The organism is Neotabrizicola sp. VNH66 (genome assembly GCF_049445895.1).
Taxonomy (GTDB): domain Bacteria; phylum Pseudomonadota; class Alphaproteobacteria; order Rhodobacterales; family Rhodobacteraceae; genus Pseudogemmobacter.
Map to the genome: position 1 here is coordinate 22423 of NZ_JBMSDW010000012.1, position 11230 is coordinate 33652.

Below are 11230 nucleotides of genomic sequence, written 5' to 3' on the forward strand. Positions count from 1 at the left end.
CAGAAGTTATGGCTGAGCAATACCGCAACCTGCCGCTGAACCCGTTGCGCGCCTTTGCCGTGGCGGCGCAGTACCATACTTTCACCGCCGCCGCGAACCACATGGGCATCAGCCAGGTCGCGATCAGCCGCCAGATCGCCATTCTGGAAAGCTATCTGGGCGTCCAGCTGTTCGAACGCCGGGCGCGATCGGTCAAGCTGACCGAGGTGGGCAAATCCTTCAGCCGCGAGATCATCGGCCTGTTCCACGATCTGGAGATGGCGACGCATCGCGTCTTGCAGAACGAACGCGAAATGGTGGTCCATCTGCGGATCTATCCGACGCTGGTGCATTACTGGCTGTCGCCGCGGCTGTCGCGCTTCTATGAGGCCTATCCCAGCCATACCGTCCGGCTGGACACCACGGTGCAGCCGCTGGATTTCCGCGGCACCCATCTGGATCTGGCCTTCCAGCTGGGGCAGGGGGAATGGGGCGATTCCCGCAGCCGCAAGCTGTTTGACGAACGCATCGACGTGGTCTGCAGCCCGGCCTATGCCGAACGGTTCAACGGGTTTTCCAGCCCACAGGATTTCACCCGCGCCACGCTGCTGCATGCGAAATACCGCCGCCGGGAATGGGATCTCTGGGCCGGGGCCTCCGGGCGCACCCTGCCCGACGGGCCGGGCATGATCTTCGAAAGCTCGCTTCTGGCCTATGGCGCGGCGCGTGACGGGCTGGGGCTGGCCGTGGGTCAGCTGGACATCCTGGAGGGAGAGCTGGAGAGTGGCCGCCTGATCCGCCCCTTCATGACCGAGGTGGAGACCGGCTCGTCCTTCTATCTGGTCTGGCCCACGCTGAAATCGGTCGCGACACCGACCCGGCATTTCGTCGACTGGCTCCTGTCACAGAACCATCAGCCGACCGAGTTCTTCCGGCGCAACGCATAACCCGGCCGCAGAGGTCAGTCATCGCCCCGACCCCCGAGGCCGGGATCCGATGCCACCGGCAAGGCCATCCCACCCGCGCGCCCGGGTGGGGGCGACGCGAGCGGGATCGACCGCGGCGTGACGTTTCGATCCGCGCCCCTGGGAGGGGGCGACAGGTAATGCCAATCGTCTGGCCGCCCATTTCTGCGTTTCGATCCGCGCCCCTGGGTGGGGGCGACCATTTTCAACCAACGCCCCAATTGCCGGAGCATTGTTTCGATCCGCGCCCCTGGGTGGGGGCGACCTTTCCGCCGCCGCCCTCACCCCGCCGCCGGATGCGGTTTCGATCCGCGCCCCTGGGTGGGGGCGACGTTGACGGATTGGCGTTTCCGCCACCTGTTTTCGGGTTTCGATCCGCGCCCCTGGGTGGGGGCGACTCGGCAACGATTCTGTGTCGATCCGGATCGATGTGTTTCGATCCGCGCCCCTGGGTGGGGGCGACGCGAGGCGCGCAGCCTGCGCCTCGCGGTGCGCTTGTTTCGATCCGCGCCCCTGGGTGGGGGCGACCGGTGCCACGCTGACGGCCTCGGGCCACCCTTGGGTGTTTCGATCCGCGCCCCTGGGTGGGGGCGACGCGACCGGGGTCGGGCTCCATTTCGGTGCCGCGCGGTTTCGATCCGCGCCCCTGGGTGGGGGCGACAGCGGCATGACGGCGGCCCATTGCGCGCCAGTCAGGTTTCGATCCGCGCCCCTGGGTGGGGGCGACTGTTAGGGGGGTATGATATTGGAGTGCAAAAGGAAATCGGCATCTAACCGCGAACCTCGGGATGGTTTTCCCCGACAACAGGGCTTGCAGCCCCGGTGCGCTAAAATGTTTTACGATTTCAAAGAGCTGGGTCGGGTGCGAACCTGCCGGGAAAAGCTGTCACGCTTGGGGTTCGCGGGCGCGCTCAGATGAGCAGCGGACCGTTCAGATCCGTGGCGGGTTTGGCGCCGACATGTTCGATCCGGCGCTCCCAGTTGGCGCCGAGGTAATAGTAGCGCAGGCTGTCATGGGCGGGGTCGATCACGCCTTCCAGCCGGGCTTTCAGCCGCGTCCATTGCGCCGGATCGACCTCGATCTCGAAGACCGAGAATTGCACGCGCTGGCCGTAATCTTCGCAGGCCCGGGCCACATGGCGCAAGCGTTTCTTGCCGCCCGGCTCCAGCGTGTTGACGTCATAGGTGACAAGAACCAGCATCTCAGCTCCAGAACCAGGGCGGATAGGCGTCAAGGTCGCCGCGCAGGTGGCGGGCCAGAAGCTGGGCCTGAAGATGCGGCACGAGGCCGAGGGGCGCCTTCTCGTCAAGGAAGGCGTGCTGGCGGTCTTCGCGTTTCCGCTCCTGCCAGGCGGTCAGAACGGTCTTGCGGCCCTCATCGGTCAAGAGGACGGCACCGCTGTCCATCTGCTGAAAATCCCCGGCGCGCAGCTGGCGGCGGTTCACCAGCGACAGGGCCAGACGGTCGGCCAAAGGCGCGCGCAGCTCCTCCATCAGGTCCAGCGCCAGCGAGGGGCGGCCGGGACGGTCGCGGTGCAGAAAGCCGACGGCGGGGTCAAGGCCCACGCCCTCGCAGGCCGACCGGCAGTCATGGGTCAGCAGCGTATAGAGAAAAGACAGCAGCGCATTCATCGCATCCAGCGGCGGCCGGCGTGAGCGGCTGGTCCAGCGCAGTTCGGCATCGGGGCTGCGGATCAGCTGGTCGAAGACCGCGAAATAGAGATTGGCCGCCTCGCCTTCCGAGCCGCGCAGCTGATCAACGGTCTTGTCCATGAGCTGCACGCGGCGCAGGATATGCGCCATCCGGTCAGAGGCTTCGTCCAGCGCGGGGGTGGTCTCATAATCGCGCATCGCCCGGCGCAGCACGGCGCGCTGGTTGGCAACTTTCCCCAGCACGAAGGAACGCACGATGTCGGTCCCCTTCTCGTCCCCGGTTTCGGCGTGGCGATACTGGGCGCGACGGAGGAGGACATTGCCCTGCGCCGGGCCTTCGACGCGGGCCTGAAAGCGGCCCGCGCGATCCAGGAGCACAAGGGTGATGCCCCGCTCGGCGCAGGCCCCGATCAGGGCGGGGGTGAGAAGCGCCGGGCCGAAGACCACGACCGAGGCGAGCATATGAAACGGCACACGGGATTTTTCGGTGCCCTCGATCTCGGCCACCAGATTTTCGCCGTCCTTCCGCAGGGCAGCCCCTTCCGAGGTGACATAGGCCGTGTTCAGCAGCTTCTTCATGGACCTGCGCCTTCCAGCGACTTTGCGATCATCCGGTCGCGCCAGGCGCGGGCGGGGCGGCCAAAGACCTCGGGACGGCAGAGTTCGGCCAGCGAACAGGCCCGGCAGCGCGATTTCTGGGGCGTGGGTGGCGGGGTTTCCCCGGATGCCAGAACGCGGGCCAGATCGGCGATGGTGGCCTCGGTCAGGGCGCGAAGCTCTGCGTCGAAGGGAACCGCCACCCGACGCCGGGTTTCAGCGTAGAACAGCGCGCCTTCGGGAACGGGGCGGCCGGTCATCTCTTCCAGACACAGCGCCTGCGCGCAAAGCTGCGCCTCATCGGCCCGGTGCAGCTTGGGCTTGCCGCGTTTGTATTCCACGGGCAGCGCGGTGCCGTCGGGGGCGAATTCCACCAGATCCGCCACCCCGGCGATGTTCAGCCGCGTCGATCCCAGATGCAGGGACAACACCCGCCGCACCCCCTTAATGCGCCGCGCGCCACCCTTGTCGGCCACCGCATGCAGCACATCCCCTTCGGCCGTGAAGCGGTTCTCGGCCCAAAGCCGCTCCAGATGGATCAGCGCCGCCTGCCGCAGGCAATAGACGGCATGCTGAATGGCAGAAAGGGGGATGGGTTCCATGACCCGATTACAGGTTGCAGGGGAACAGGACCGATACACCAGTGGGCAAATTGTCTTGATCGACAGTCACATTGTAGTCGTCAAAGCTGCGAGGCACTTTCACGCCGTTGTTTCGCTCAACCTTCACCCGCTTGAAAAGCGATTGCGCCGGGGCGTTGCCCAAAGCGCTCTCATGGCGGAAAACGATCAGCGCTTGGGCGTTCATTTCCATTCGCGCAGCCGAGCGATCATGTTCAAACATGTTGCACAAGGCTTCGAACAACAGCGCCAGATCGTCTTCGGAAAACCCGGTTCCCTTGGTCGCATCGCCTGCGAGATTGGCCGACACGAAGCCATGGCAGCGATAAAGGCCATAGGGTACAATGTATTTCCGCCCCATGGTGCGCTCTTTGGCGGCGTCTTTTTCGTTCGTCACCGAGGACCGGGTAATCGTCACTTCCTGCGGAAGAATGGCGTCAATCGATTCTGAGAATGACAGTTGCACCGGGCCGCGTACCTGACCTGCATTGACTTCTGTTGTCATCACGGCGCCGAAGCTGCGGATGTCATAGAAATTGTCGCACATCCAGCGGGTCAGTTCGCGTGCCTTGTCTGCGTCCTTTGGAAGTTTCTTGGTTTCGGGTTTTAAATCCAAGGCTTTGTAGGCCTGATCATGCACAGTATTCAAAACAGCCTTTTCGCGCATGTAAATCGCATAGGGTGGCTCACCCCCATGTTTGAGATCGATATAGTTGCGGATTTTCCGTTTAAGGGCGACGTCGGTCACCAGTCCTTTCTGCGTATCAAGATCCGTACGTGGCATGTTCCCATTATCAGGGTCGCCGTTCGGATTCCCATTCTTGATGTCAAACAGAAAGACAAAATCGTGGCGGTGCTGAAGGGCAGTCATCTGATCAATCCTCTTGGTCAACAGTATCGGTCGCTTCGGGAGTAGCGCTACCGCGTTTTGCGTATTTTTCCTGGTAGTAGCCAACGAGGAACAGGCCCTGTTCTTCGGCAGAATGTTGTGCGGCGACCTCTCCTCCCAGATCTGCCCAAGCAAGGCCGATGTCGCGTTCAAGCCCAAAGGCGATGCGTCGGGCATGCTCGCTGTCGGTGATCCAGTCCGCATCCGAATGGCCATTGCGCAACCGTTTGATGTGGTGATCGCGGGCGTTCTTGATGAGCATGGGGAAAAGCCGGGCAGGGGTAGCACATGCCGCGCTCAGGAACTTGTCAGTCACTGTTGTGTTGATGCCATCTCCAAGCGCCGAGGCCTGCGCTCTTTCAATCAGCGCAAAAAGGCGTCCCAGACGGCGGGCGGGGGCCGGGTCATTCGGGTCAGGTCGCACGAGGTAATCCTCCATCACGGTGCCATCAGGGCGAAGGGGAAGACGCCGTTCCAGGCGCATGTCGCGCAGGATCAGCCCTTTGATGAGAGAGAGGCGGATCCGATCCAGCACATGATCGCTGCGGATGCGCAAAAGCAGCAATCCAAGCAGTGCCCGAGGGAAGCGTCCGCCGGTCAGGATGGCGCGTGTCAACTCGCCAGACAGAAGTGGCGAGACGCGCTCGGCGTCAAAGGTCAGTTTGCCGTTCTTGCGTTCCGCCGGGGCACTGCGCAGGCTGGCCGCGCGGATCGAAAAAATGGGCCGGTCGGCGACGGGTTCCAACGCCACATCACGCAACCAGTCGGCATAGTTTTGAGCAAGGATGCTGAAGTCATCCTGCCAGAAGTAGCGCACTGAAAGCCGGGCAGCATTAGGCGCAAGACCCAGCACCCAGAACCGTACGCCTTCAGCCAAATGTGGAGCAATGCTGCGCAGAGGTTTGCCGTCACGCATTGCCGCGAGCTTCTCCCTGATCTGCGCCTCAGCCGTTTTTTCGGCATCACCCGAAAAACTCGAAGCACCGAGCATCACGCCCCCCCAAAGGTCCGCTTCTTCGGCGACCCTGGTATTCCCCGCCTCGGCCCAGAACACGGTCGAGGTGTCGCCGATCTGCAGGCGGTGGGTCTTGTCTGCCAGAAACAGGTTCAGCGCGGTGGTGTAGGCAAAGGTTGCGGCTTCGGACACCGGGGCATTGTCGCCCTGTTCGTGGCCGTAGGAGGTGAAGGCATCCAGATTGAAGGACACAAGGCTGGCGCCGGAGCTTTGCGCGCCCCAGACACCCTTGACCGAAGGGTGCAGCCGGGCGACCGGCGCGCTTTCGCCGGTCAGAAGGCAGGTCTGCGGGTCCGATGCCCCCTCGGCCCCGATCCTGCGCCAGAGGGCCCGCGCGGCGGGGCGGTCATGCAGAAAGCCGGGTTCGGTGGCCAGACGGAACACAAGGTTCTGGTCGCGCAGATCCTCGGACCAGAGGGGAGAGGCAATCTGTTCCGGGGACCAGAGCGATAGAAACAGGCGCAGGGCAGAAAGCCCCTCATCGTCGCTGTCGGCCAGCCAGTCGAGATGTCGCTCCCGAAATGCCGCATGTTCTTCGGCCACCCGCGACAGGCGCTTGTTGCGCTCCCTCTCCCGGGCGACAGCGGCTTCAGGCGTGTCTTCGGGGCGGGGGCTGATGTCTTTCTCGGATGTGACGCCCAGAACGTAAGACGTCTTGTCCCACAGGAAGTTCGGCGCGATCCCGACGGTGCGCTTCTTGGCCTGCGGCACCATCACGCCCCGCGGGGTGCGTTTCTTGTCCGGCGCGCGCAGGTCGGCGACTTCGGCGATGGTGCCATCCGCATTCAGGATTACGCAGAAGCCGATCTTCTCGGATGAAAAACCATAGGGCGGGGCGTCGGGCAGGCGGTCATAGGCGGTCACAAGAGAGGCGAGCAGGCTCATTGCTTGATCTCCGCGCTGCCGGGTTGCGGTACCTCCATCACGCCGTCGCGCAGTCCTGCGCGGAACAGCAGTGACGGGCGGCCGGCTTTGGCGTGGTCGATGTCCCAGAGCATGAAGCCCAGATCGCGCGGCGTTCCGAAGCCCAGCTCGGGGCCGATGGCATCGGGATTGCGCGGGGGTAGGGGGGCGCCGGGGGCGATCAGGGTGAAATCGGCGGCGAATTCTCGGGTGCCAAGGCAGGGCTGGTGAAAGCACTGTCCCCGGGCGGCACGGCGGTTGAAGATGTCCAGATGCTTGCCTTCGCTGTCCGTGGCATCGGCCCGCGGGGTCAGCACGAAATGCGCCTCGATCACATAGGCGGGCGCGACCAGCACGGTCGAGGCGCGCTGCTGCCGGTCCTCATCGACCAGAAGCTGCAACCCGCCAAGGTCGCCCCGGTTCATCGCCTGTTTGATTTTGCCCGCCGGGGCCTTGTGGCCCACCTCGTTCCGGCGGATCGACTGGAACCGGATCGGCTCCAGCACATGGATGCGGTCGATCACCCAGCGGATGGCGGGCTTCCAGTGGATCGCCTCCAATATCCCGCGTGCGGCCGAGGGCGGCATCACGTCATAGGACGCGCGTTCCACCTTCAGTTCGGGGCGCGTGAAAAGGGCATGCCGCCCGCGGACGTGCAATCGGATACCGTAGGACATGGAATTCCTCAAACTATTGAACGACCACCTGAGGGAGAATCGAAGCTAAAAAAATGTGCCATGAGGTGAATGGTCCAGCAACAAATTTTTCATTGAATAAGAAGTTAATGATTTGGCACAATAGAGCCATGGACCGGAACGCTGGTCCCGGTCTGAAATGTCGTGGCGCCGGTGCTGCGCGGATAGAAACATTGACTAAGAGGTTCGCAGACCATCGGCGCCCGGTCCGTCATGGACCGGGCGCTGTCACATGAACATCTGGTCCTCGCTCAACTCATCCGCCCCTTCCCAGAACAGGCCGATATCGCTGCGGTACAGCGTGGTTTCGGTCAGCACGAAGAACTGGTCGCCCCGATGTCTGGGGGCCGCGAAATCGCCCTTGCCGTTGGCGCGCAACTTCTCGCGGTAACGGGAGGGGATCTGCACGGTATAGGGCTGCACCGCGCGGGCGATCTTGCCCGAGGGGACATGTTCGAAATCCAGCTGACGGATGGCCTCGGCAGAGCCGTCGCAGGGGATGATCACCGGCAGAAGCGGGCTGTCCACCATGCGATAGGCCGCGGCCACCGTCCGGTAGGCGAAATCCACCGGGCTGCTTCGGGTAAAGCGGAACTTTTCCAGAATGCTCTCGCGGTCCAGCTGATCTGCTCCGGCGCGCCAATAGACTTCCTGGAACCAATGACGGATGGCTTCCGGGTCACCCAGAGCGGGCGCGCCGAAGGCCGCCAGCGTGGCGCGCATGGCCTTGGCCAGCGTCTGCACCTCGGCCGGGGCGGGATGATCGGGGGCAGAAAACAGCGTCAGGGTGCTGTCGTCCAGCGGGCGGAGTCCTTCCCGATTTACCCTGCCAGCAGCCTGAATCACGCTGTCCAACCCCGCCTCGGCCCGCCATCCCTTCGGGAAATCTAGATCGACCCCGGCTTCGATCAGGCTGGTGGCGATCAGGCGGCAGGGGGCGCCGTCCTGCAGCCGCTGGCGGATTCCGGCAATGATCTCGCGCCGGTGGGCGGGGTATTGCCGGGTGGTCAGGTGCAGGGCGCCGGGCTGGTCCTGCACCTTGCGGAACAGCGACAGCGCATGGACCCGGCTGTTCACGATCACCATGGATTGCGGCGCATCCTGAAGCGCCGCCGCCAGCGCCGCGTCATCCATCGGGCCGCCATCGACCACCCGCGCCCGGCGCAGCTGGCGGAACAGGCCCTCCGGATCGGGCGCCAACTCCCGTTTCTGCTCAAGCGGCAGGCCGATGGCGGGCAGGTTCCTGATCTTCCGCTCCCGGTCCAGTTCGGCGCTGTCAAAGGCGGGCTGGGTGGCGGTGCACAGCACGATAGTGCAGCCATAATGCGCCGCCAGCGCCTCAATCATCTTCAGCGTCGGCGCCAGCAGGCCGCGGGGCAGGCATTGGGCCTCGTCCAGAATGATGATGCTGCCCGCGATGTTGTGCAGCTTGCGGCAGCGCGAGGGGCGGGCCGCGAACAGGCTTTCGAACAGCTGCACATTGGTTGTCACGACCAAAGGCGCCGCCCAGTCCTCCATCGCCAGCCGGAGCTTGTCCCGGCCCTCTGCCCCCGGCTTTTCGCTGTCGATGGCCGAGTGATGCTCCAGCACCAGCCGCTCTCCGAACATCCCCCGGAAGGTGGCCGCCGTCTGGTCGATGATCGAGGTATAGGGGATCGCATAGATAATCCGCCGGTGGCCATGGATCCGCGCATGGTCCAGCGCAAAGCCCAGCGAAGCCAGCGTCTTGCCGCCCCCGGTGGGAACGGTCAGGGTGAAGAGGCCGGGCTGAAGCGCGGCCTTCGCGCGGATGTGGCGCAGGATCTCACTCCGCAGCCGGTTCAGGTCGCCGTCGGGAAAGCCCGCAATGCGCTGGTCAAACGCCGCCTGCATCCCGGGCAGCACCTCAGCCAGCGGGGGCCAGTCGCGCGCCTGCGGGTCGATCTTGCCATAAAACGCCTCGGTGTCGCGGAAATCGGCATCGACCAGACAGGAAAACACCATCCGCCCGGCCAGCGACAGATCGAAACCCATGGTCTCGCGGCGGACCTTCGCCACCAGCTCGCGCGCGGCGGGCAGCAGGTCCACCACGGCCGCCGCCGTCACGCCGGAGGGGACGCGGTCCACATAGGCCTCGCGCCGTGCTGAAAGCGAGGCATCGCCAATGCTGTCCGGCAGCCCCGCGTGATGGCCAAGGATTGCCTGCGCCAGAAGATCGGCGGCAAAGCGGTTTTGATCGGGCGACCGGGCGATCAGCAGCATGCCCCCGGCCGTCGAATGATCCACCCGTTCCGACTTGCCCTGCAACACCCGGTCGAAGGCCGGATCATGCTTGCCGAAGTCATGGAACAGACCCGTCAGCCGCGCCGCTTCGGACAGTCCAAGCTGCTTTGCCCGCAGGGCGGCCAGTTCGGACACGGCCCGGGCATGATCGTCCAGAAGCTGCCAGTCGCTACGGTCATCCTTGCTGCCCGAATGTGCGTAAGAAACCACGACACGTCCCCCCGTGCTGTCGGGCCCCAACTCCGGTGGGACGCGGATCATCAGGGCGGAACAGACAATGATTCAGTTTCAAAATATGGTCAGAATGGGGTTCGCCTTGGTGCAAGTCCAGCCTGTTCGGGTCATGCAGAATGGCATGGCCTGCTGACGCAGCCGCCATCCTGCATTCCACGATGCGGCAAACGGCTGAGCTGCAACCCCGGTCGCCGCGTCGCAAGGGACGCCGGCATGGGGGTCAATCTTGTCTGCGCGTCGGCAGGATCTAACGGATCGTCATCTGGCGGGGCAGGTCGGACAGGACCTCGATCCCGGTTGCGGTGACGATCACGGTTTCCGAGACGCCGACCGTGAACGCGCCATAGCTGCGCAGGGTGGCGGGCAGATGAAAGACCATGCCCGGTTCCAGCAGCCGGTCGATCCCGGTGAACAGCGACAGGATCGCCCCCTCGCCCCAATCGGGCGCGAAGGCGGCCCCCATGGAATAGCCGATACGCTTTCGGAAAGCCTCGGTCATTCCTGCGTGGTCAATCACACGCTGCGCGGCCAGATGCGGGGCGGAACAGGGGCGGCCGGGTTCCATCGCCGCAAGGGCCGCGTCCAGCGCGCGTTCGGCCGTGTCCATCATGGTCTGGGCCTGCGGCGGGGGCGGGCCGATCCAGACGCTGCGCATCAGCGCAGAATGGTAACGGTCATGGCTGCCGGCAAGCTCAAGGAAAACCCCGTCGCCCGGTTCCAGCGGCCGGCGGCGCCAGGTGGCATGGGGCACGCCCGAGCGCGGACCGGTTGAGATGAGCGGCTCCATCGCCATGGCCTCGGACCCGGCAGAGATTGCGGCGGAAACCATGGCGGCGGCCACGTCATTCTCGGTCACGCCACTGCGGCACGTGTCGATGGCGGCAGAAAGCCCGGCCTGGGCGTAAGTGGCGGCCTTGCGGATGGCCGCAAGCTCGGCAGCGGATTTCACCGCACGCAGACCCTCGGCCAGACCGCTGCCATCCGAAAGGCGCAGGTCCGAAAGCAGCGTCTCGATCCGGGTGGCAAGCGTGTGGCTGACAAACCAGCTGTTCCGCTCCAGCGCGACATGCCGCAGATTGAGCGTGCGGATCAGCCCGGCCAAGGCAAGGGCGGGGTCCTCGCCGTCCTGCCAGGCGCGGATGTCGGAAAGCCAGGTCGCACAGCGCGCGCCGGTGGTTTCCAGCTGGCGCACCAGCAGGACCGGCGGGCCGGACAGCGGGACCAGCAGGGCCTGGAATGCGAAATAGCCCGCAGTCTGGCGGCCGGTGGCCCAGAAGATGTTTTCGGGCCCGAACAGCACCAGCGCCTCGGCCCCTGTGGGCAGCAGGGCATGGCGCAGGGCATCAAGGCGGGCCGCGAATTCGGCCTCGGGAAAGACGGCCTCACGGCCGCGCAAGGGATCGGAAAGGGTCATCGGG

Annotated in this window: 9 protein-coding genes and 1 CRISPR repeat array; of the genes, 1 reads left to right on the plus strand and 8 read right to left on the minus strand. The window is 64.7% G+C overall.

The genetic code is table 11. The features are described 5' to 3' along the window. Window positions 1–8: 8 nt before the first annotated feature. Window positions 9–926 (plus strand): LysR substrate-binding domain-containing protein, encoded by a 918-nt coding sequence (locus tag ACO2Q5_RS16205; RefSeq protein WP_423292924.1) that lies wholly within the window; start codon window positions 9–11, stop codon window positions 924–926. Window positions 927–1048: 122 nt separating this feature from the next. Further along, window positions 1049–1671: direct repeats of the CRISPR family, unit length 31 nt; unit sequence GTTTCGATCCGCGCCCCTGGGTGGGGGCGAC. A gap of 184 nt (window positions 1672–1855) precedes the next feature. On the opposite strand, the gene cas2 is transcribed toward ACO2Q5_RS16205, so the two are convergent. The 8 genes from cas2 to ACO2Q5_RS16245 form a co-directional block, all read right to left on the minus strand. Continuing rightward, window positions 1856–2146 carry a CRISPR-associated endonuclease Cas2 gene (gene cas2 / locus ACO2Q5_RS16210; protein ID WP_423292926.1) on the minus strand — a complete coding sequence of 97 codons (291 nt, stop codon included), beginning with the start codon at window positions 2144–2146 and terminating at the stop codon, window positions 1856–1858. Window position 2147: 1 nt separating this feature from the next. Continuing rightward, window positions 2148–3176, minus strand: a complete 1029-nt coding sequence (gene cas1c, locus ACO2Q5_RS16215; protein WP_423292928.1) for a type I-C CRISPR-associated endonuclease Cas1c — start codon at window positions 3174–3176, stop codon at window positions 2148–2150. Next, on the minus strand, window positions 3173–3796 hold the full coding sequence (gene cas4 / locus ACO2Q5_RS16220) for a CRISPR-associated protein Cas4 (RefSeq protein ID WP_423292930.1): 624 nt from the start codon (window positions 3794–3796) through the stop codon (window positions 3173–3175). Before cas4 ends, cas1c begins: the two co-directional genes overlap by 4 nt. A gap of 7 nt (window positions 3797–3803) precedes the next feature. Beyond that, complete coding sequence (cas7c, locus tag ACO2Q5_RS16225) at window positions 3804–4685, minus strand: type I-C CRISPR-associated protein Cas7/Csd2 (RefSeq protein ID WP_423292932.1); 882 nt, start codon at window positions 4683–4685, stop codon at window positions 3804–3806. A 4-nt stretch (window positions 4686–4689) separates the two neighbouring features. Continuing rightward, a complete protein-coding gene (cas8c, locus tag ACO2Q5_RS16230; RefSeq protein WP_423292933.1) occupies window positions 4690–6603 on the minus strand; it encodes a type I-C CRISPR-associated protein Cas8c/Csd1 in 1914 nt (637 codons plus the stop codon). Beyond that, a complete protein-coding gene (cas5c, locus tag ACO2Q5_RS16235; protein ID WP_423292935.1) occupies window positions 6600–7298 on the minus strand; it encodes a type I-C CRISPR-associated protein Cas5c in 699 nt (232 codons plus the stop codon). The genes cas8c and cas5c overlap by 4 nt, the downstream gene beginning before the upstream one ends. Window positions 7299–7544: 246 nt before the next feature. After that, window positions 7545–9788: a CRISPR-associated endonuclease Cas3'' gene (locus tag ACO2Q5_RS16240; protein ID WP_423292937.1), complete on the minus strand. Its 2244-nt coding sequence runs from the start codon at window positions 9786–9788 to the stop codon at window positions 7545–7547. A 271-nt stretch (window positions 9789–10059) separates the two neighbouring features. Continuing rightward, entirely contained in the window at window positions 10060–11226 is a 1167-nt protein-coding gene (locus ACO2Q5_RS16245) for a M24 family metallopeptidase (protein WP_423292939.1), read from the minus strand. Window positions 11227–11230 lie beyond the last annotated feature (4 nt).